This is a genomic window from Blastomonas sp. CCH9-A1 (assembly GCF_001557175.1).
GTDB classification, from domain to species: domain Bacteria; phylum Pseudomonadota; class Alphaproteobacteria; order Sphingomonadales; family Sphingomonadaceae; genus Blastomonas; species Blastomonas delafieldii_A.
Genome location: NZ_LSHM01000012.1, coordinates 68414 through 88418 on the forward strand (window position 1 = coordinate 68414; position 20005 = coordinate 88418).

The following is a 20005-nucleotide window of genomic DNA, read 5'->3' on the forward strand; positions in this document are numbered from 1 at the left end:
CCCGCTCTTACGCCAGCCTGCCAGCGTGCTCGCTGCGGTAAAGGGTGCGCGCGATGCGCCGGCCGTGGGCCGCCCCCGGATCAAGTCCGGGGCAGACTCTTGACCTTCGCTGCGCGCGCCGGTCAGCCTGCGACCGAGCGGGACGGAGGGATGCGGCTTTTCCGCGAACAAAGGGATGATGATCGAAACAGCCACCGATCAGCTCCGGTCGTCGCGCGGCCGGGGGCGCTTCCATGACAGCCGGAACGTCCGGCCATCGTCGTCGGCGCGGAACAGAACCGGCCGGAACGGCGCCCCGAAGAGCGGGCTGTCGATCTCCAGCGCGATGTAATTGCCCGCGCGTTCGCCGACCCGTTTCCATGCGCCGCCGACTTCCGGGCCGTCCTCGTCGTCGAGGTGGACGCGGTAATCGGGCGCGTTCTCGGCGTCGCCCGGATCGATCGCGACCAGCACGATCTGCTCGTCGACACCGAAATACCGGGCGCGCCCGGCATAGCCATTGGCGGTGGGTTCAAAGATATTCGTCGGCATGGCCAATCTCCTTGGCTTCGGGGGTGGAAGGCGATTGCGACGGCGCGCGCAGATGCAGCGGCGTCGCGCGGCCGATGACGGCGGACGCCGGCAGCGGGCCGAAATAGCGGCCGTCGAGGCTGTCGGGGACGGACGGGTTGAGCAGCAGCAGTTCGCCCGGTTGCAGTGTGCGGCAGCCCCGCCAGACCGGCAGCGGGCGGCCCCGGCCGTCACGCGCGCGGGCGCTGGCGACGGACTGGCTATCGACGCTCACCACGGCGCCGATGCGGCACACGCGCTGCCCGGCTTTCGCGGCGACATGCTTCAGCAGCGGCACGCCCTCGGGCAGATAGCCGCGCGCCGAAAGCCAGCGGGAAAGCCGCTTGGGCGGCGTGACGGCGACCAGCACACCGATAGCGGGATCGCGGTCGGGATGGATGCGGTAGAGCCCGATCGGCGCGCTGGCGCTGGCGTTCCAGATCACGCGCGGGAAAGGATCGGCGACGGCGATCGCGACGAACGCCGCGGCGAAGGCGGACGCGGCGGTGGCCGTCGCCATGACGTAGCGGCGGCGCGTCACCCTTCGATCTCCTTGCGGCGAAGCCAGGCGCGATGCCGCTCCAGCGTGTAAGGGCGCGGCTGGTGTCCCGCGGCGATGCGGTTGTGGACGTGGCGCCAGTGCTCGGGCGCCGCGTCGCAGGGATCGACGCCCGCCGTCTCCACCGCGTCGATCGCGGCGAGCACCTGCTGGACCTTGGGCCAGCTCTCGATGTGCAGGAGGATTTCGCCGCCCGGCCGCACGAACGGCAGCGTCGTATAAGGCTCGCCCGGCGTGACCGCGCGCACCACGTCGATGCGCGAGGCGATCGTGCCATAGTCGTTGGCGGTCCAGCGGACGAAGGCAAACACCGCGCCCGGCCGGAAGCTCATGACGCGCGTCCGGCGTGTGACGATGCGTTCCTGCGCGACGCGGCCGAAGCGTATCCAGTGCTCCAGCTTCTTTTCGATCCAGGTCAGTTCGACTTCGGTCAGCCGCGATCGCGATGCCAGCGCCGTTGGTTCTGTCGGCGTTCGGGCGGCCTGCGCCTGCTCCGCCGCGCGGCGGCGCAGCGCGGCTTCGAACCCGCTGAAGTCTATGCGCTGCGGATGCGCGGGATCGCTCATCGTTCGTCTCCGGTGATGTCGGGGGAGGTTCGCCCGAGCACGACGTCGAGCGCGGCTTCGGTGCGCAGGATGGCGCGGCCGATGGCTTCGGGGATTTGCGGGAGAACGGCGTCGCCGAACGCCTCGACGATCAGGCTGGCCGCAGCCGTCCGCTTTCCAGCGCCGATCGCAACGCGCGTGCCAGCCACCCAGGCGGAAAGCCCATCATCCAGCCGTAGGTGATGGGCAAGGCCGCCGTTCCAGTCAGCCCACGGCTCCGCAGCATCGCCGCCAGCGCGCGGGCGCCCGCCCATTTGTCCGGCGCGCGATCCGTCATCGCGCCGTCCATCACCGCGTCCATCGTCGGCGATTTCCGCCGATCGTAGGCCGGACTCCAGCCGTCCATCCGGCTGTCGCGCTTCGTCGGGGTGGGGAGGATTTCCGCCGCGTGGCGCAACAGGTTCGGCGTGTCGATCTGCGCCTTCGCGCCGTTCGCCCGGCGTCCCGTTTCGATCTCCTGCCGGCTCAATCTCCGTCCGCCGTTCGGTTTGACAGGCGTCGGCATCATGCCCGCGTGCCGGCTCGCATGGCCCTGCAACTGGCTGAGCACATCGCCCCGGCCGCCCTTGTCCGCATCCGATTTGCGCGGCGTCGCGAGGATCATGCGAAGCGGATATGTCGATCCTGCGCCGCCGCCCGCGCCGTCCCTCATCCCGTCCGTCGCCATCGGCGTCGGCAGCCTGTTCTCGCGAAACAGGTCGAACAGACCCGATTCCTTGAGGGCCGTCCGTGCGCCCGATCCACCCTCCAGCCGGATGCCGCCTTGCTGGGATTGCGATACCGGCGTCGGCAAGCTGGCCTGGGTCGTAGCCGATAAGCCAGGACCGCTTGCGGACATGGTTGGCGCCGACATTTTCAGCAGCCACCACGCACGGTTCGCAGGCGTAGCCGAGCGTTTCCAGGAGAAGGAGCAGCCGGTCAGCGCCGCGAGTTCGCAGATTAGCGCTGTTCTCAAAAGCGAACCAGCGAGGGCGGCACTCTCCGACCAGCCGGACGGCTTCGAGGTAGAGGCCCGACCGTTCGCCTTCGATCCCCCTGCCTTTGGTGTTGGCGCTGGAGATGTCCTGGCACGGCGGCGAACCGACGATGATGTCGGGCAGGAATCCAAGTTCAGAAACAAGTCGAGCTGCCGTGAGGGACCGGACATCCGCGTAGAGTCTGACATGGGGATTGTTCTCCGCGTAGAGGATGCGGCGCCATTCGACGATCTCGCAGGCGGCGACGGTGACGAATCCGGCGCGGTGCAGGCCGAGCGACCAGCCGCCCGCCGCGGCGCTGAACAGGTCGAGCGCGCGCATCATTCGCAAAGCCCGTATTCGCTGTCGCAGAGCAGGCCGTGCTCATCGGCGTCGCGCTGCTCCTGCGCGAGGAACAGGTCGTAGTTGCGGCCGCCCCGGCTGGTGCGCGACCACGCGATCGCCCTGTCGATCGTCGCACGTCCATGATCGGCGGGATCGCCGGGCACGGTCGGCGCGGGCAGCAGGGATGCCGGCGCTCCCGATATCGCGGTGCGCCGCGAAACGAGGCTGACCAGCCGTTCCCACTCCCGCACGCGATCGACTTCCGCGGGAAACCGCATGGCCCAGGCGCGCAGTTCGCGCTTCCTAACCATGATGCAGGTCGAGCAGCCGACCCGGCTCATCCCCATCGTGTAGAGCGGGTTATGCCGGAGTCCGTGGCGCTCGGAGATGGCGAAGGCGTCGGCCGCCGACCAGCGAAAGATGGGCCGGTAGAGCACCTTGCGGGCGCCGGAGGGATGCCGCACCGACTGGATCGGCGGCTTCTTCGCCCGCGCCGGGCTTTCGTCGGCGCGCTCGCCGATCCAGTCGATGACCGAGATCCCCGCATCGAGCAGCGGACGCTTGCGATGCATCATCGGGATCAGTTTGGTCTCGTCGGTGCAGAAGCGCGTTTTGGTGCCGGGAAACCGGCCGTGCAGCATCGCCATGTCGAGGAACGGGATGCCGGTGGGATGCAGCAGCTCGAGCGCGCGGTCGATCAGATGATCGGGAACCGGGGGCGAGACCAGGACGGGACATTCGCACGCGGCGAGCCATTGGCCTTTCGTGAGCCTGCCTGCCTGCCACGCGGCCCGGCGCTGGTTGCACGCGCCCTTATGGCGGGTCCGCCGCTTCTCCTTCGACCATTCCTCGCGCAGCATCGCGCGCTTGCGGGCGAAGGCCGCCGCGTCTGTGAGCCCCGGCACGTCGTTCGCCGAGACCGTCTCGATACACAGGCCGGTGCGTTGTCGCAGCCAGCCGTCGAGATACGCGATGTGGTCGAGCGTGATCGGGTTCTCGTGGCCGTTGTCTGCCGAGAGGAACCGCGGCGCGCGGTTGCCGAACGCGGCAAGCCCCCTGCGCTCGATCCGCTCGACCATCCGGCAAAGGACGGCCTGGCTGTCCTTGCCGCCCGAGATGCTGCCGAAGTGCTGGGCGGCGATCATGGCCGCGGTTCCGGCCCGCGCCGCGTAACACGGTGCCGGGATTGATCGCCGCACGCAAAAGGCGTAGTAGTATAGCGTAGGGGAGACGGCGGATTTACTGCCCGATACTTCGCGTCGTCTCGCGAATTATCCACAGCACCAAAGCGCGTTAGAAAGAATACGAAGTATTCTTTACTGTTAGCATAGTTAGAAGAGAGCCGATTCCGCGAGCGATTCCAGAAGCTTGTGCGGAGGTCCGGTTTTTTATAGGCCGAGTCAGCGGTTTTTAATCGGCCGAGTCCGGCGGTTTTCAATAGGCCGAGTCTCATGGCCGGTTATCCACAGCCAGCCCCATGACCCGCGCCGCCTTCTCGAACGGATCGGCGGGCACGGGCGCGAAGGTCAGCCGCTCGCGGCCGAACGCCCGCTCGATCGCCAGCGCGTAGCCCGGCAGCGACTGGCGCTGCACGATGGCGCGCAGCTCGAACGCGAACTGCTTCAAGGGCGAGAGCGCGCCGGATTTCAGGTGAAGGTGCGGGACGTCGAAGCTCCAGCCGCCTTCCTGCTGGCCGCCATGCTTGCGCACGATCCGGTAGAGCCAGCGTTCCAGCCCGCCCGTTAGGTCGAAATAGGCCCGGTCGATGGTGAGCACGAACGTGCGGTCGACGACGCCGGCATAGAACCAGTCCGGCAGGATCAGCTCCAGTCCAAGCGGACGGCCGTCGCCGTCGAGCCGTTCCTGCCACTCGTTGATCCACGAGAAGCGATGGCGTCGCCGCTGGTGCTGCTGGCGGATCGAGGTGGCGACCGTGGTGGATTGCAGCCGGTCGAGCGCGGCCTTCAGCCGGTCATAATGATCCTTGCCGGTGCCTCGTCCGGTGAATGTGAGGATTTCGTGCGGCGTCGTCGCCATCAGGCGCGAGGTCGGCAGCCCCGCGTCGCGCGCGGCGACGATCTGGCTCGCCGCCCATATCAGCACGTCGGCGTCCCATATGGTCGCCATGCCATGTTCGGGCACGGCCTCGACCGATATCCAGGTCGCGCCCATGCGGAAATCGATCGGCGTCACCCGCCTGCGCTTGGCGAGGCTGAAGAACGGCCAGGCCATGAGGTCCTGGGCATCGCGCGGCGCGATATCGCGCCCGAGCGAGGGGAACAGCGCGAGTTGGGCGCGCTCGCCGGAACGGGAGGCGGTGCGCGGCATCATCGGCGGCTCTGCGTGATCGCCGCATCCCGCTGCGGCATGAGATCGTTCTGGCCGGGGTCGGACGTGGAATATTTGGTGCCGAGGTCGGCCCAGGCGCGCAGGTCGTCGACCGAATAGACCACCCGTCCGCCGATCCGGCGATAGGCCGGGCCGCTCCCGAAATAGCGGTGCTTCTCAAGCGTGCGGCCGGAAAGGCCAAGGAAGCGCGCCGCCTCGGGGGTCCGCAGGTAGCGGGGCGGAAGGGTCACGGGCGGTCGGGACAAGGGGCGTCTCCTGCGAGGCGGGGTGGCAGGAGGCGATCATGGCGAAGTGCTCACGGCAGGGTGGGGAACGAAGATTCGCAGCTGCGCCGATGTGACCACCCCCCGGCCGCTGTCATGCGGCGGGCGCTATCAGCGGAAGCGCAGCAGCTTGCGGTAGTCGCCCTTCATCATGGCGGTGGCGTCGCGCACCAGGCGATAAGCGAAGGACCGGGCGTCCGAATTCTTGAAATCGGATGCCGAGAGATGCGCGGCCTCGTCCCTGCCGAGCGCGATCGCGATTTGGCGGTATGTCGCCCCGGCGAGGCGCAGATCGAGCGCGCGAAGCATCAGCTCGAGCCGGGCCGCGCGGATCGGGGTGAGCGGCCATCCGCGCGGCAATGGGCCGGTTCGCTTGCCCGACATGAGTCGATGGAAACGCAGCAGGCTGAGGATGCGCTTGATGAAGTCCTTGTCGAGCGGGACGATCGCGGCGAGCGGCCGGCCGGGCGTCGGATCGCGCAGCCACAGCCGATGCTCGCCGGCCGCGTCAGCGACGACGACATGCCGGCCGTCGATTCCGGCCTGGTCGGCGAGCAGCGCGCCCAGCGCCAGCGGATCGACCGCCTTGGCGCCGGTATATCCTTCCGGCGCAGCGTCGAGGATCACGGTGACGGCGGTGAGTTCCGGCCGCCAGATCACCGTGCCCGACAGCTCATCAGGCAGATAGGCGAAAGGACAACCCCCAGCGGCGGGCGAGCGTCGTTCGCTCGCTGGCCGGGGCGTTCGGGTTCAGTCGCGCCCGCTCTGCGCGATACTGGCGGTTGCGTTGCAGGAACGCGGCGGCGAATTCGGCCCGGCCCGGCGTGTCCGGCGCATTGCCGGCACGCCGCGCGCGCCCTTCGGGCGTCATTGGCATGGGATCATCCTCTCCAGCCGCTCATTGTGCGGAGTCTGGACCGCCGAGGATCGGGAGAAGCACTGCATCCCGACAGCGCGAAGGCCGCGCCAGGCGATGCCGGCCGCGCATCGGAATCCACGACCGGAAAAATCCATTTCGGTCTGAATGTTAACTTATTCGATGGCGCGCGGGCCGAGCAGATATGCGTAGCCCACTTCGGTCATCCAGCGCGCGCGGGCGAGATGGCTCTCATGCATCGCGCGGGCGCGTTCGGGTTCCGCGGCCGGATCGATCCCGAAGATATGCGCCGCCGCGTCGCGCCAGTCGGCGCCCTCGTCGTCGGTATCGAGCAGGCGGATATAGTCGGCGAGGTGATCCTCGTCATAGGCGGTGAGCCGCGGCGCGTCGGGCGCGCGATCCTTGAAATGCTTGCCGGTCATAACGCCCCCGTTCCTCCAGTCCCGTTAACCTTTTAGACCGAAACGGAGACGATTCTATACGCACGGCGGGCATGGCTTCGCGCGTCGTCCGCAATGGTCGGGTTCCAGGTCAGCAGCGGTTCGTCTGCGGTGCGCCCCCGCAAACTTCGCTCCTGACCCTGATCGGGGAGTTGGAAAACCGGAATATCTCGGTCCCTGTGACCTTTAGCCCGGAAGCCTGTTGTATACGTCACAGGCTCCCCGACCATGTGGTCAAGGATAGCGGCGCCGTCACGGCCGACGCCCAACCGGATATTCAGGGGTTTCCACGCCCCAGGCCGCCGCGTAGCGGCCCACGTCTTTCTTAGGACGGGGACGCCGTTCTGGCTACTGTCTCTTGCGAGCCGGGCGATGCCCGGCGAGCGCGCGCCATGACGGCCGCGCGGACCTATGGGCCGCGCGGCCGCCGCTGCTCCGGGCAGGACCTGCAGCCGGTTGTCGGTTGTCGGTTGTCGGTTCTCAATATCGGCCCGAGAAAGGCAAGAACGGCTGTTCTTTCCAGCTTCGGTCAACACGGCGGTAGGTCAGCCGCCGGCAGCGAAATGCGTTCCAGGTCCAAATCAGCGGCTCAAAGCCGTGCCACCAATCGGCGTCAATGTCGCCGCAACGCCCTTCAAAGCAAAGCTTATGGCGCGCGTCATAGAGTCGAAACTCCATCGGCAAACTGTCGCCCTCGTTCGTGCCGGCATAGGCGATGCTTCCTTCGGCATCTTCACCGACCCCGGCAAGGGAAGTGCCCATATGATCGGATGTGATAATCCAGCGCATGATATAATTCCTTGTGAGGGTGGCGCCCGCCGCAGGGACGGGCGCGAATGATGGGAAAGGGTGGCGACCTATGCGGCCGCCCGGCGATGCTGCCGCGCGGCAAGCCGCTTGCTGGCGGTGTGATAGTGGCCGTTGTCCAGTTCTATGCCGGTCCAGTCGCGCCCGAGTTGCTGGGCTGCCGCAAGGGTCGAACCGCTACCGCTGAATGGGTCCAGGACAAGGTCGCCCGGCTGCGTGAAAGCCTCGATCAATGGCGCCAGTGCTTCAACCGGCTTCTGCGTGGGGTGCAGGCGGTTCCCGCTGTAAGGAAAATCGAGCACATCGGGGATAGGCCGTGTCGGACGGACGGGATTGCCCTTTGCCAACAAATAGGCTTGCTCATGTTCATAGCGAAGGAAGCGGGCCGATGACGCATAACGCTTGCGGAAAACAAGATGGCCGACGATGCGGAAGCCTGCCGCCTTCCATGCATCCATGAACAAATCGACTTTGTTCCAGCCATAGAAGGAAACCGCAAAGCCGCCATCCTTCAAGACGCGGTGCATTTCCCGAAACGCCGGACGCAGCCACCGGCCGTTATCGTCATTGGCGACCTTGCGCCCCTGGCGGTCCCGGTAGCGGGTCACATAGGGCGGATCGGTCAGGATGAAATCCACCGTGCCGCTATCGAAAGCCTGCATCACTTCAATGCAATCACCGTTGAAGATCACATCGCGGGGAGCCTGTGCCTTGCTGGTCATATCTCAAATCCTTTGGTTCTGAAGTTCAGCGAAGCGGAATGCCGCGCCTGAACTTCTGCCCGGCGGCGAGCCAAGGGTAGCAACGGGGCAAGGGCGGCCGGGGCGGAGGGGAATCACCCGCCTGCACAAGCGAAGCGCGGAAGGTGGGGATACCGCCCCGGACGGTTCCACTTACCTTGACCGGCGCGAGGACTACGTCCTTAGCAACGATCGCGCCGCCTTGGCGGCGCGAAAAGCAAATGACAGCCGGGATTACCGGCGCGGCCTTCAGGCCGATCCCTGCTCGATCCCCCCAGACCGCTATCCTGCGAGGCACAAAAAAACCCGATGGCGTGGGGCGCCATCGGGTGCTGTCCGCCTTACAGGTCGCGGTAGGCTGCAACCTCATCGCTGAGGTAGGGGATGTATCCGTGGGCGCGTGCCAGTTCGCGCGCTTCCCACTTCCGTTCCCATTCCGGCTTGGCCTGCTCGGCGGCCATCTTCCGGTCGGCCCTGGCCTTGTTGATCCTGCGAATCTTTGCCCAATCCTTTTTCATGTCTGCCTCCTGTGTGCTGGCGTTGCTGATGCATCAGGCAGGCTTTGGCGGGCGACGCGGGCAAGCTGAAAAACGGAGGGTCCGCTTGCGGAAACCGTAGGCGCTGGCGCCGGTTTTCTGCTTGGTGGCTATGCCACTTCCCGCATGAGGCGCCCGGCAAAGCCAGATGCGCTAATCAGCAACCAGCCCGGGAGGGAGATGAACGGATTTTCGGGCAAAGCGGGATCGGCAAGGCTAGGGCCATAGTGGAAAACACGCCGGGCAAGGTAGGAATGGGGGCAGAAGTGGGACGCTTCCCCTGCACTTTGCGCGCATGGATGCCTCCGTCGACCAGGATGCGGAGTCCTGGGCTTACCGTTATCTGGCTGGGCGGGCGCCTGTAGCGAGTATGGCATCGTCCGGTGGCAGGCCGATGCAATGGCTGGTGCGGTTTCGCACGGCGCAGATCCTTTATGGAAAACTGGAAGCGCCCCGCCATTGCTGGCGGGACGCTTCCGCGGTCAGTCGACCTTCAGCTCGAACTTGCCCGTTGTCTCGGTCGAGACAAGCCGGAGATGAACGTCCGGCGCCAGGACCGGATTGAGTTTGAGCGAAGCGTAGGGCTTCTGGTCCTTGGTGGCCTTGAGCCAGCCCACACCGAATTCCACGCGTTCATCGTCGGCGGCAACGATGCGATAGTCGGGCGACTTGTCGCTTGCCTTGTCGCCGATCCGAAGGATTTCCACCTTCTCGCTGAGACCGAAAAAGCGGATTTCGCCGTGAAAGCCGCGATCGGTCGCTTTGAAGTTTCCGCAGATCATGTCGTCAGTCCTTTCTTGACTCGGGACCGCGCCCTTCGCGGCCTCGTGGCGTGTCGAAGATCGGGGACGTTCGGCTGCGCACCGCTTGCGGCCTATGGACGGCCAAAGGGCCGCTTTTTTGCTTCGCGCTGCAAAGCCGAAGGCGGCGGAAAAAAGCTGCCCGGCGCCGTTGCGCCGCCAGGTGGACACGATCAGATCAAGCCACGAGGGAGGCCGCGAGGGTCGGTCGGGCAGGCAGGACGGGAGACAATGCTGCACCCGGTATTTCAGCGGACCCAGCAGCGATGGCTGGGTTCTGGCTTTCGCGTCGGCGTGGCAGGATTCACGGGCGAGCGAACAGCGCGGTGAATAGGCGCTCGGCTTCGGCCATGCCGTCGTCGGTCAGATGCACCGACTTTGCCTTGCGCGCAGGATCGGAGATCAGCCCGCGTTCGTGCAGTCGATCCATCGCGCTCCAGTCGAAGCCTTTCCAGGCCGTGCCGGTGGTGCTGAGGTTGAGCCATAGCAGGGCAAGCACCGCCTCGTCGATTCTGTCGGTGTCGGTGTCGGTGTCCGTCCGCGAGTCCATGCGCGGGAGGATAGCAAACCGGGCTGCACACGGCATCCACGATCCCGCCGTGAGCACTTATCTTTGCTACGCTACACTTCGCTATTTCCGCCTTGCGCCGCCGTGCGCCGAATCCCGCCGCCGTTGCTACGGGTCCGGCATGTATGCGCCCGAGGGCGATTTTGCTGGATTCCCGAGAGATGCGCGGCAGCTTGAGCAATATGGGACTCTCTCGCAAACGTCGCCGCCGCGCACCCCGCGGCTGGTCGGAAGGGCTGGAAGACCTGCACGATTACATGCAGCCGCAGCCGACGCGCGCGTCGGCGCGCAAGAATGCCGCCAGCGCGCCGATCGTCGTTACCGACGACTGGCCCGAGCAGGTTCCCATCGGCGATGCCGAGTTGCGCGTCATCGAAGGCGCTTTTCGTGAGGAGCTGGACGCCCTGTTCGGGCCGCTCCCCTAAAACGGCCAATGGAAAGGGGTTGAAATGTTCGTCAAAGTGACGTACATTGTAGCGGAAATGGATAAGTCAGGAGTCGGTCCCATGCCGCGCAAACAAGCCGTAGCGGAGTCCGCCAGAGCCAATCGCGTCGAGCGGCTCGGCTTCCGTATTGACGAAGAAACGAAGGATTTGATCGAGCGGGCAGCTCACCTCACGCGGCGCAAGGTCAGCGACTTTTGCGTGACAGCGCTAGCCGACACGGCGCGGCGAACGATCGCCGAGCATGAAACGCTCGTGCTGTCGGATCGCGACCGCGCGGCGTTCTTCGATGCGCTCATCAATCCGCCCGAGCCCAGCGAGCGGCTGATCCGCGCTCTCCAGGAGCACCGGCGCCGGGTTGCGTCCTGATCATGACGGCGCATGCGGATTTGCAGGTCGAGCCGCTGGGGCCGCATCACGACCGCGAGGGATTTTCCTGCGGCATCGACAGTCTCGATCGATATTTGCGGAGGCAGGCGGGCCAGGACATGCGCCGCCGCTCGGCTGGTGTGTTCGTTCTCGCCGAGCGTGCAAATCCCGGCGTGGTTCTCGGCTATTACACGCTTAGTCAGGCCAACATCGCGCAGGGCGACATTCCGGCAGCGGCGCGAAAGCATGTCCCGCGTTACCCGCTCGTCGCCGCGACGCTGATCGGCCAGCTCGCGGTGTCGCAAGCGAGGCAGGGCGAACGCCTTGGGGCGATCCTGATCGCCGATGCCGTCGAGCGCGTCTGGGCGACGGCCGCGACAGCTGGCTCGTCGATACTCGTCGTGGACGCCATCAATGATCGCGCGGCAGCCTTCTACGAAGGCAATGGCTTCGTGCGCCTGCCAGATTCCCAACGCCTCGTGCTGCCGATGCACACTATTCAAAGATTGGTCGAACGATGACGAACGCTGCTCTCGCCCCCTCGGAAACCGGAGCCGTGCAACCGGCGCTGCGGGCCGCGCTCTACCTGCGCGTCTCGTCGCCGCGTTCGGCCGAGAGCGATCTGTCGATCCCGGACCAGCGCCGCCAGACGTCGAGCTATTGCCACTCGAACGGCTGGGAAGTCGCGGCCGAGTTTGTCGAGCCGGGGGTTTCGGGCACAGACGATCGCCGTCCCGCCTTCCAGGAAATGATCGACGCGGCGCTGGAAAGGCCGTCGCCCTTCGACGTGATCGTGGTCCATAGCTTCTCGCGCTTTTTCCGCGATCAATTCCAGTTCGAGTTCTACCTCCGCAAGCTGGCGAAGAACGGCGTGCAGCTCGTCTCCATCACGCAGATTCTCGGCGATGATCCGATGAGCGAGATGATGCGGAAAATCATGACGCTGTTCGACGAATATCAGTCGAAGGAGAACGGCAAGCATACGCTGCGCGCGATGAACGAAAACGCCCGGCAGGGTTTCTGGAATGGCGCCCGTCCTCCGATCGGCTATCGCGCGGTCGCGGCCGAGCAGCGCGGCGCGAAGATCAAGAAAAAGCTGGAGATCGATCCGCTCCACGCCGAAACGGTGCGCCGCATTTTCCGGCTGGCGCTGGAAGGCGCGGATGGGCGCGGGCCGATCGGGGTCATGGCGATCGCGTGCTGGCTCAATGAGAATAATATCCGCACGCGCTATGGCGGTCGGTGGGGCAAGGGCATGGTCCATCAGGTGCTGACGCGGACCACCTATATCGGCGAGCACCGCTTCAACACCTATGACGTGAAGAAGGGGCGCGCGAAGCCGGAGACCGAGCACGCCATCATGGAGGTGCCGCCGATCATAACGGTGGCGGAGTTCGAGGCCGTGCAGCGATCCTTGAAAGCGCGCAGCCCGAAGATGATGCCGCCGCGGGCGGTGGGCGGATCGACGCTCTTGACGGGCATCTGCTTCTGCGCCTGTTGCGGTGGCGCGATGACGCTGCGCACCGGCACCAGCCGGAGTGGGCAGGAGTATCGCTACTACACCTGCGCGACCAAGGCGACGAAAGGGAAGACGGGATGCCCCGGCGTCTCGCTTCCGATGGATCGGCTGAACGAGGCGGTGATCGAGCACCTGGAGAAGCGGCTGCTCGATCCCGCGCGCCTTGAAGTGCTGATGGACCAGCTTATTGCCCGACGCGACGAATGGGTGACCGAGCGCCGCCAGCACGTCGCCGAGATGGAACGGCGCGCGACTGAGGTCGAGACCAAGCTTTCCCGGCTCTATGAAGCGATCGAGAATGGATTGGTCGATATGGGCGATCCGTCGCTCAAGGCGCGGATTGCCGAGCTGACCACCATCCGCGACCAGGCCAGAGGCGATGCCGAGCGCGCGGTCGCACACATTGAGCGGATCAGCCCGGAGATCACGGTCGAGAGCCTTCACGCCTTCGCGCTGGTCGCCAAACGCAAGCTCCGCCACGACGATGGCTCCTATGCGCGAAACCATATTCGGGCGGTGGCCCAGCGGGTCGAGGTCCACAGCAAGACGGATGTGCGAATCTGCGGCACGCGCACCGAGTTGCTGCGCACCCTCACCGCCGTCTCTGGCGTAGAGGCGGCGGTGCTAGGGACTCGGGCTTTTGGACCGAAATGGTGCCGCTTACGTGACTCGAACACGTGACCCCATCATTACGAATGATGTGCTCTACCAACTGAGCTAAAGCGGCGCGCGGGGCCTTGGTTGGCCGGTGCGAGCGGTGCCGTTATCAGCCTCGCGGGCCGGATGCAAGACGCCTTGAGCAGCTTGCGGCCCGGGGACGCGAAGTCGGCAGCGTCGCCAACTCTGGCACGGGGTCTGGCTAACGCACTGATGTGGTTAATTAACCCTAGTTTTACCTCCTTGCGAGACAGTGGCCGCCTAGGACACTGATTGGGACCGTTCCATGGATACTCTGCGCGGATATCGCGATGTCGGACAAGGCCATGATGCCGCAGACGAAGAGCTGCTGGCATCGGCAGACGCAAGCAGCGATGACGAAGCGCTGATGGACCCGCCCCAGACCTTTGGCAGCGACGAGCGGCGGATGCACGTCCGTGCCTATAACCATTGGGCCAAGTTGCTGGGAAATAGGGTATTTCCGTCGATCGAGGACCTCGATCCGGAAAATATCGAGGACTTTGGGCCGCACAGCGTGCTGCTCGATTTCACCTCGGGAATCGAGAACCCGGCAATCCCTTTCATCGGCAAGGCGCTCCGCGAGGAAAGCAACCTGCCCGAGTCGATCGCCTATCTCGACGAGGTGCCGGGCCGGTCGCTGCTATCGCGAATCACCGATCATTACATGCAGATCCTGGCCAACCAGGCGCCGATTGGATTCGAGGCCGAATATGTGAACGATCGCGGATCGACGATCATGTATCGCGGCATCCTGCTGCCTTTCTCGACCGACGACGACACGATCGACTTCGTCTATGGCGTGATCAACTGGAAGGAACTGGCCGACCGCAAGCTCACCGAAGAGCTGATCCTGCAGATCGACGAAGCCGTAAGACAGGCCCCGCGCAAGCCCGCGCTGCCGGTCTGGGAAGATGATCCCGTGCAGAATCTGGCACCGGGTGAAATCGGCGCGGAGCCACTCGACGAGCCGCTGTCGCTCGATGGCTATGCGATGTTCGACGATTTGTCCGATGGCCTGATCGAGGTCGGCTTCGGCGGGCTCGAAGACGAGCCGGCAGCCAATCCCTTTCCGGTGGTCGACCTGCCGGGCGGCGACGAAGCGCTCGCCGATCTGCTTGAGTTCGCCCGCGCCCATGTCGAGGCCGCGCTGGCGACCGAGGACCGGTCGCGTCATGCGCTCTATGCCGCAATCGGACGCGCCTATGATTTCGCGCTGGCGGCGCGCGGCAGGCCTGACGATTATGCCGCGCTGCTGGCCGATAGCGGCATCGCGGCCCAGGCGCGTGCACCGATGACCCCGCTGGTCAAGCTTGTCTTCGGCGCAAGCTATGACAAGACGCGGCTTGCCGAATATGCGTGCGTGCTCGCCCATGCGATGCGCCGCGACGTGCCGCGCGGCGGCCTCGCTGACCTGCTCGCGCAGCAGCCCGGCGGGCTCAAGGCGATCGTGCAGATCGAGCGCAAGGCGCGCCGTGCGCGCGACGAGGATACCGAAAAGCTCTGCCGCAAGCACGAGACGCGCCAGCGTCTGCGCGCGGCGCCTGCCCAGCCGGTCAGCGCGGTGGACCTGGGCGACAGCGAATTTGCGGTGCTGGTCGCGCGGCGCGATGCCAATGGCACGCTCGGCGTGATCGGCATTATCGGCGAGGACGACCCGGTAGCCGATCGCATCCTGCGCAAGATCGCGGGTTGAGCCCGGAACGCTATCTGCAAAGCTCGTAACATTTAATCGATCGACTGAAAGAAAATTACGTCATTTTGGCGTGGTTACCCGGCTGTATGCTTGAGAAGCCGCGAGCGATGGCGCATAAGCCGGGGCAGCAGACCCCATAAAGAGGCGGCAAACCAGCGCGCACGCGGGGCACGAGGAACCCATGGCCGACATCCAGAATGCTGCGTCCGATGCAGACGCGCCGTCCAGCACCCCGTTTTCCGATCCGAAACAGCATGAAAGCCTTCGCCAGACCTTGAGCGACGCGTTTCTCAAGGGCGCACTGCCGGGCGAGAACGAGGGATTTGACGCAGAGGCGAGCAAGCAGGCTGCCGATTTTGCGCTTAGGGCGATGGCGCGGCGTGCCTCGCCCGATACCGTGCTCGCGATCGAATCGATCCCGGGACAGGCCGGGCAACGGCACATGCGCCTCGCGATCATCAACGACGACATGCCGTTTCTGGTCGATTCCATCGCTGCCACCATCTCGCGCTTCGGCCTGGCGATCGATCGGGTCATCCATCCGGTGGTGGCGCTGCGCCGCGATGCCGATGGACTGCTGAGCGAAATCTATACCGACGAGGCCCCCGGCGAGCGGCGCGAGTCCGTCGTCTATCTCGAGGTCGAGCGCGCCGATGCCCGGCAGCGCAAGGCGCTTGAAGCCGCTTTGCTTTCGGCCATGGCCGATGTGCGCGCTGCGGTAACCGACTGGCCGATGCTGCAGGCGGCGATGGCGGCCGATGCCGCTGCGATGGCCGATGGCGAAGGCGCGGCGCTGCTGCGCTGGTTCCTCGACCGCAACATGACCCAGCTTGCGCATCTGCGCTATCGCCGCGATGGCTCTGCCGAAGCGCCGCTGGGCCTGGCGCGCATGGCGGGCGAGGATCGCCATCTGCTTGCCGCGCATTCGTTCGACCGCGCCTTTGCCTGGTTCGAAAGCGGCAAGGCTGCGCCGCTGATCATCAAGTCGAACTTCATCTCGACCGTGCACCGCCGCGCGCCGCTCGATCTCATCATCCTGCCGATCTGGGAGGATGGCCGCGTCGCCGCGCTTTCCGTCCATGGCGGCATCTGGACCAGCGCCGCGCTCGCCGCCGCACCCGAGCGCGTGCCGGTGCTGCGCGCGCACCTGAAGCTGCTGATGGACAAGTTCGGCTTTGCGCCCAACGGCCATGCGGGCAAGGCTTTGTCGCATGCACTGACCGCGCTGCCGCACGATCTGCTGATCGCGTTCAGCCTGGAAAATCTGGAACGCGTCGCGCTGACCGCAATGTCGCTGGCCGACCGTCCGCGCTCGAAGCTGGTCACGGTGCAATCCTCGCTCAAGCGGCACCTGTTCGTCTTTGCCTGGTTGCCGCGCGACGAGGTTTCGACCGGCAGGCGTGTCGCGATCGAGCGGATGCTGATCGAAGCGTCGGGCGGCAAGACGCTGAGCTGGTCGATCTCGCTCGAGGACGGCGAGATCGCTCTGCTGCGCTACGTGCTCGACGTGCGCGATGGTGCCGACCAGATTGACGATGCCGCGCTCGATGCCGCGCTGCGTGCAATGGTGCGCGGCTGGGAGCCCTCGGTCGAGGAAGCGCTGATCGCGCAGGGCGAAGACAGCCGCGCCGCCGCGCTGGCCAGCCGTTATGCCGCGCAGTTCCCGATGGCCTATCGTTCCGATTACGGCCCGCAGGAAGCCGCGCTCGACATCCTGCGGCTGCGCAATCTCGAAGGGCCCGAGCAGCACGGCGCGCGGCTCTATCGCAAGAGCCTGGACGCGGCGCAGAACCTGCGGCTGAAGCTCTATAGCCAGGCGGGCGCGATCCCGCTGTCCGAGACCGTTCCGGTGCTCGAGAATTTCGGCTTCGACGTGCTCGAGGAAATCCCGACCCAGATGGGCGGGGCCGATGGCGGGCATATTCACGATTTCCTGCTCAGCCTGCGCGGTCAGGGCGATGTCGAGGCGCTGCTGCAGCGCGCGTCTGCAATCGAGGCGGCGATTTCCGGCACGCTCGAGGGCAAGGCCGAGAACGATCCGTTCAACCGGCTGATCGCCGCAACCGGGCTTGAGCAGCGCGCCGTCATCTGGCTGCGCGCCTGGTATCGCTATCTGCGCCAGGCGGGCCTGCCCTATGGCATCGGCACGATGGTCGATGCGCTGCACGATGCGCCCGATGTCGCGCACGCGCTGGTTGCGCTGTTCATCGCGCGGCATGATCCCGCGTTTACCGGCGACCGCGAGGCAGCGACCGAGGCGAATCTCGCCGCGATCAACACCGGGCTGACCCAGGTGTCGGCGATCGACGATGACCGGCTGCTGCGCATGCTGCGCGCGCTGGTGATGGCGGTGCTGCGCACCAACGCCTTTGCTCCGGCGGCGAAGCTGGCCATGGTGATGAAGATCGAAAGCGCCAAGGTGCCCGGCCTCCCGGCCCCGCTGCCCTGGCGCGAGATGTTCGTCTATTCGCCGCAGGTCGAAGGCATCCACCTGCGCGCTGGCCCCGTTGCGCGCGGCGGGCTGCGCTGGTCCGACCGGCGCGACGATTTCCGCACCGAGGTGCTGGGCCTGATGAAAGCACAGCGCGTGAAGAACGCCGTCATCGTGCCGACCGGTGCCAAGGGCGGCTTCTTCCCCAAGCAGTTGCCCGATCCCGCGACCGACCGCGACGGCTGGCTGAACGGCGGCAAGGAGGCGTACAAGACCTTCATCCGCACGCTGCTGTCGGTTACCGACAATATCGTCGATGGCAAGGTGGTGCACCCGGCGGATGTCGTGGTGCATGATGGCGAGGACCCGTATTTCGTCGTCGCCGCCGACAAGGGCACCGCGACCTTCTCGGATACTGCCAATGCCATTGCGGCGGAGTTCAACTTCTGGCTGGGCGATGCCTTCGCCTCGGGCGGATCGCAGGGCTACGACCACAAGGCGATGGGCATCACCGCCAAGGGCGGCTGGGTCTCGGTGCAGCGACATTTCGCCGAAATGGGCGTCGATGTGCAGACCGATCCGGTGCGCGTCGCGGGCTGCGGTGACATGTCGGGCGACGTGTTCGGCAACGGCATGCTGCTGTCCAAGGCGATCAAGCTGGTCGCCGCATTCGACCACAGGCATATCTTCCTCGATCCCGACCCCGATCCGGCGAAGAGCTGGGAGGAGCGCGCACGCATGTTCGCGCTGCCGCGCTCGAGCTGGGACGATTATGACAAGGCGCTGATCTCGAAGGGCGGCGGCGTCTTCCCCCGATCGATGAAGGCCATTCCGCTGACCGCCGAGGTCAAGGCGATGCTGGGCATCGATCAGGACGAGATCGAACCGGCGGCGCTGATCTCCGCGATCCTGCGCTCGCAGGTCGACCTGATCTGGTTCGGCGGCATCGGCACGTACATCAAGGCCGCGTCGGAGAATAATATCGACGTCGGCGATCCCTCGAATGACCCGCTGCGCATCAACGCCGAACAGCTGCGTTGCAAGGTGGTGGGCGAAGGCGCGAACCTGGGCGTCACCCAGGCCGCGCGCATCGCCTTCTCGATGCTGGGCGGGCGGATCAACACCGATTTCATCGACAATTCCGCCGGCGTCGACTGCTCGGACAACGAGGTGAACATCAAGATCGGCCTTGCCGCCGTGATGCGCGCCGGATTGCTCGACGAGCCGTCGCGCAACGCGCTGCTCGCCTCGATGACCGACGACGTGTCCAGCCTGGTGCTCGAGGACAACCGTCTGCAAGCGCTCGGGCTTTCGATCGCCGAAAAGGGCGGCACGCGTGCGCTGCCCAGCTATCTGCGGCTGATCGAGCATTTTGAGGAACAGGGCCGGCTCGACCGCAAGGTCGAGGGGCTGGCCGACAATGCCACGTTCAAGCGCCGCGCGCAGGAGGGCCATGGCCTGACCCGGCCCGAGCTCGCGGTACTGCTCTCGACCGCCAAGCTGGCGCTGCAGGACGCGATCGAGCGCATCCCGCTCGCCGACGATCCGACGATGCGGCCCGAGCTGCTCGCCGCCTTCCCGCCGCAGATGCGCGAAGCCTATGGCGATGTGCTGATGCAGCACCAGCTGCGCGGCGAGATCATCGCGACCAAGCTCGCCAACCGGATGATCAACCGGCTGGGCCTGATCCATCCGTTCGAGCTGGCGGAGGAGGAAGGCTGCACGCTGGGCGATGTCGCCTGCGCGTTCATCGCGGCCGAGCGGCTGTTCGGCCTGCCCGCGATCTGGGCCGAGTTCGACAATGCGGCGATGGACGAACAGGTCCGCCTTATGCTGTTCGACGCGACCGCCAATATCGTGCGCGTGCACATTGCCGACGTGTTGCGCGCCAGCCCCGACGGCCTGATGCCCGGCGAGATCGTCGCTGCACTGAAGCCCGGCGTCGATGCGCTGATCGCAGGCATGGACGATCTGCTCAACGCCGAGGCCCGGCTGCAGGCCGCGCGCCAGGCGCAGGACCTGACCGCGCAGGGCGCAGCCCCGACCCATGCCGCGCATATCGTGCGGCTGACCGGGCTCGACGGCGCGGCGGGCCTCGCCAACCTTGCCAGCCATAGCGGCACCGGCCCGCTGCCGCTGACCCATGCGTTCGCCGACCTAGGCGCGACATTGGGCCTCGACTGGACGCAGATGACCGCCGCGCGCATGTCGCCCAGCGATCCGTGGGAGCGGCTGCTGGTTTCCGGGCTGGCCCGCGACTTCCAGCAGATGCGCCTCGACTTTCTCTCCAAGGCGCAGGGCGGCGACCCGCAGGATTATGTCGCGAACTGGACCGAGGCCAACCTGCCGAGGATCAAGCAGTTCCGCGGCCTCGTCGACCGCGCAAGGCTCGACGCCGCGCCGAGCGTCGCGATGCTGGCGCAGATCGCGAGCCAGGCGCGGATACTGCTGGGGCGGTAACTTCCCGTCCCGCCGCAG

General features: G+C 66.0%; 21 protein-coding genes and 1 tRNA gene. 6 read left to right on the top strand and 16 right to left on the bottom strand.

Translation table 11 applies throughout. From position 1 onward, the window contains the following. Nucleotides 1-198 precede the first annotated feature (198 nt). The 15 genes from AX725_RS03650 to AX725_RS03720 all read right to left on the bottom strand — a co-directional run bounded on the left by AX725_RS03650 (nt 199) and on the right by AX725_RS03720 (nt 10376). Entirely contained in the window at nt 199-531 is a 333-nt protein-coding gene (locus tag AX725_RS03650) for a DUF736 domain-containing protein (RefSeq protein ID WP_060977337.1), read from the bottom strand. After that, the gene (locus AX725_RS03655) at nt 512-1090 is read right to left on the bottom strand and encodes a S26 family signal peptidase (RefSeq protein ID WP_060977336.1); all 579 of its coding nucleotides are present in this window, start codon (nt 1088-1090) and stop codon (nt 512-514) included. The genes AX725_RS03650 and AX725_RS03655 overlap by 20 nt, the downstream gene beginning before the upstream one ends. Continuing rightward, nucleotides 1087-1674, bottom strand: a complete 588-nt coding sequence (locus AX725_RS03660; RefSeq protein ID WP_082730629.1) for a DUF2840 domain-containing protein — start codon at nt 1672-1674, stop codon at nt 1087-1089. Before AX725_RS03660 ends, AX725_RS03655 begins: the two co-directional genes overlap by 4 nt. Beyond that, a complete protein-coding gene (locus tag AX725_RS20345; RefSeq protein ID WP_062346144.1) occupies nt 1671-3014 on the bottom strand; it encodes a DNA cytosine methyltransferase in 1344 nt (447 codons plus the stop codon). Before AX725_RS20345 ends, AX725_RS03660 begins: the two co-directional genes overlap by 4 nt. Further along, the gene (locus tag AX725_RS03675; protein WP_060977334.1) at nt 3011-4159 is read right to left on the bottom strand and encodes a phosphoadenosine phosphosulfate reductase domain-containing protein; all 1149 of its coding nucleotides are present in this window, start codon (nt 4157-4159) and stop codon (nt 3011-3013) included. Before AX725_RS03675 ends, AX725_RS20345 begins: the two co-directional genes overlap by 4 nt. Nucleotides 4160-4463: 304 nt before the next feature. After that, nucleotides 4464-5342, bottom strand: coding sequence for a replication initiator protein A (locus tag AX725_RS03680; protein ID WP_060977362.1), 879 nt, complete (start codon nt 5340-5342; stop codon nt 4464-4466). Then, a complete protein-coding gene (locus AX725_RS03685) occupies nt 5342-5608 on the bottom strand; it encodes a helix-turn-helix transcriptional regulator (protein WP_060977333.1) in 267 nt (88 codons plus the stop codon). Before AX725_RS03685 ends, AX725_RS03680 begins: the two co-directional genes overlap by 1 nt. 129 nt (nt 5609-5737) lie before the next feature. Next, nucleotides 5738-6286, bottom strand: a complete 549-nt coding sequence (locus AX725_RS03690) for a DUF2285 domain-containing protein (protein ID WP_208597816.1) — start codon at nt 6284-6286, stop codon at nt 5738-5740. Between the two features lie 16 nt (nt 6287-6302). Next, on the bottom strand, nt 6303-6503 hold the full coding sequence (locus tag AX725_RS03695; protein ID WP_075151006.1) for a transcriptional regulator domain-containing protein: 201 nt from the start codon (nt 6501-6503) through the stop codon (nt 6303-6305). 155 nt (nt 6504-6658) lie between these two features. Then, entirely contained in the window at nt 6659-6925 is a 267-nt protein-coding gene (locus tag AX725_RS03700; protein WP_060977331.1) for a DNA -binding domain-containing protein, read from the bottom strand. Between the two features lie 498 nt (nt 6926-7423). Continuing rightward, on the bottom strand, nt 7424-7732 hold the full coding sequence (locus AX725_RS03705) for a hypothetical protein (RefSeq protein ID WP_060977330.1): 309 nt from the start codon (nt 7730-7732) through the stop codon (nt 7424-7426). A 68-nt stretch (nt 7733-7800) separates the two neighbouring features. After that, nucleotides 7801-8472 (bottom strand): DNA methyltransferase, encoded by a 672-nt coding sequence (locus AX725_RS03710; protein WP_060977329.1) that lies wholly within the window; start codon nt 8470-8472, stop codon nt 7801-7803. 359 nt (nt 8473-8831) lie between these two features. Next, nucleotides 8832-9008 (bottom strand): hypothetical protein, encoded by a 177-nt coding sequence (locus AX725_RS20860; RefSeq protein ID WP_155645922.1) that lies wholly within the window; start codon nt 9006-9008, stop codon nt 8832-8834. A gap of 500 nt (nt 9009-9508) precedes the next feature. Next, nucleotides 9509-9997 (bottom strand): DUF736 domain-containing protein, encoded by a 489-nt coding sequence (locus AX725_RS21420; protein WP_223806432.1) that lies wholly within the window; start codon nt 9995-9997, stop codon nt 9509-9511. 133 nt (nt 9998-10130) lie between these two features. Then, a complete protein-coding gene (locus tag AX725_RS03720) occupies nt 10131-10376 on the bottom strand; it encodes a DUF6429 family protein (RefSeq protein WP_060977327.1) in 246 nt (81 codons plus the stop codon). 191 nt (nt 10377-10567) lie between these two features. Here AX725_RS03720 and AX725_RS03725 point away from each other — a divergent pair, with 191 nt between their 5' ends. The 4 genes from AX725_RS03725 (at nt 10568) to AX725_RS03740 (ending at nt 13406) form a co-directional block, all read left to right on the top strand. Then, nucleotides 10568-10819, top strand: a complete 252-nt coding sequence (locus tag AX725_RS03725; protein WP_155645921.1) for a hypothetical protein — start codon at nt 10568-10570, stop codon at nt 10817-10819. Nucleotides 10820-10900: 81 nt separating this feature from the next. Further along, nucleotides 10901-11206, top strand: coding sequence for a type II toxin-antitoxin system TacA family antitoxin (locus AX725_RS03730; protein ID WP_060977325.1), 306 nt, complete (start codon nt 10901-10903; stop codon nt 11204-11206). A gap of 20 nt (nt 11207-11226) precedes the next feature. Next, nucleotides 11227-11727 carry a GNAT family N-acetyltransferase gene (locus AX725_RS03735; protein WP_230962457.1) on the top strand — a complete coding sequence of 167 codons (501 nt, stop codon included), beginning with the start codon at nt 11227-11229 and terminating at the stop codon, nt 11725-11727. After that, on the top strand, nt 11724-13406 hold the full coding sequence (locus AX725_RS03740; RefSeq protein ID WP_060977323.1) for a recombinase family protein: 1683 nt from the start codon (nt 11724-11726) through the stop codon (nt 13404-13406). Before AX725_RS03735 ends, AX725_RS03740 begins: the two co-directional genes overlap by 4 nt. On the opposite strand, the gene AX725_RS03745 is transcribed toward AX725_RS03740, so the two are convergent. After that, nucleotides 13377-13452: transfer RNA gene (locus tag AX725_RS03745), tRNA-Thr, on the bottom strand. The genes AX725_RS03740 and AX725_RS03745 overlap by 30 nt on opposite strands. 216 nt (nt 13453-13668) lie before the next feature. On the opposite strand from AX725_RS03745, the gene AX725_RS03750 reads away from it, so the two are divergent. Together AX725_RS03750 and AX725_RS03755 are read left to right on the top strand one after the other, a co-directional pair. Continuing rightward, nucleotides 13669-15096, top strand: a complete 1428-nt coding sequence (locus AX725_RS03750) for a PAS domain-containing protein (RefSeq protein WP_067512561.1) — start codon at nt 13669-13671, stop codon at nt 15094-15096. A gap of 181 nt (nt 15097-15277) precedes the next feature. Beyond that, a complete protein-coding gene (locus AX725_RS03755; protein ID WP_060979736.1) occupies nt 15278-19987 on the top strand; it encodes an NAD-glutamate dehydrogenase in 4710 nt (1569 codons plus the stop codon). The last annotated feature ends 18 nt before the right edge of the window (nt 19988-20005 follow it).

What these genes read in the sequence shown, in the direction of transcription:
- AX725_RS03720 (WP_060977327.1), bottom strand. Translation starts at nt 10,376, where the DNA reads ATGGACTCGCGGACGGACACCGACACCGACACCGACAGAATCGACGAG.
- AX725_RS03695 (WP_075151006.1), bottom strand. Translation starts at nt 6,503, where the DNA reads ATGCCAATGACGCCCGAAGGGCGCGCGCGGCGTGCCGGCAATGCGCCG.
- AX725_RS03710 (WP_060977329.1), bottom strand. Translation starts at nt 8,472, where the DNA reads ATGACCAGCAAGGCACAGGCTCCCCGCGATGTGATCTTCAACGGTGAT.
- AX725_RS03740 (WP_060977323.1), top strand. Translation starts at nt 11,724, where the DNA reads ATGACGAACGCTGCTCTCGCCCCCTCGGAAACCGGAGCCGTGCAACCG.
- AX725_RS03660 (WP_082730629.1), bottom strand. Translation starts at nt 1,674, where the DNA reads ATGAGCGATCCCGCGCATCCGCAGCGCATAGACTTCAGCGGGTTCGAA.
- AX725_RS03700 (WP_060977331.1), bottom strand. Translation starts at nt 6,925, where the DNA reads ATGACCGGCAAGCATTTCAAGGATCGCGCGCCCGACGCGCCGCGGCTC.
- AX725_RS03730 (WP_060977325.1), top strand. Translation starts at nt 10,901, where the DNA reads ATGCCGCGCAAACAAGCCGTAGCGGAGTCCGCCAGAGCCAATCGCGTC.
- AX725_RS03750 (WP_067512561.1), top strand. Translation starts at nt 13,669, where the DNA reads ATGGATACTCTGCGCGGATATCGCGATGTCGGACAAGGCCATGATGCC.
- AX725_RS20345 (WP_062346144.1), bottom strand. Translation starts at nt 3,014, where the DNA reads ATGATGCGCGCGCTCGACCTGTTCAGCGCCGCGGCGGGCGGCTGGTCG.
- AX725_RS03680 (WP_060977362.1), bottom strand. Translation starts at nt 5,342, where the DNA reads ATGCCGCGCACCGCCTCCCGTTCCGGCGAGCGCGCCCAACTCGCGCTG.
- AX725_RS03675 (WP_060977334.1), bottom strand. Translation starts at nt 4,159, where the DNA reads ATGATCGCCGCCCAGCACTTCGGCAGCATCTCGGGCGGCAAGGACAGC.
- AX725_RS03755 (WP_060979736.1), top strand. Translation starts at nt 15,278, where the DNA reads ATGGCCGACATCCAGAATGCTGCGTCCGATGCAGACGCGCCGTCCAGC.
- AX725_RS20860 (WP_155645922.1), bottom strand. Translation starts at nt 9,008, where the DNA reads ATGAAAAAGGATTGGGCAAAGATTCGCAGGATCAACAAGGCCAGGGCC.
- AX725_RS03705 (WP_060977330.1), bottom strand. Translation starts at nt 7,732, where the DNA reads ATGCGCTGGATTATCACATCCGATCATATGGGCACTTCCCTTGCCGGG.
- AX725_RS03650 (WP_060977337.1), bottom strand. Translation starts at nt 531, where the DNA reads ATGCCGACGAATATCTTTGAACCCACCGCCAATGGCTATGCCGGGCGC.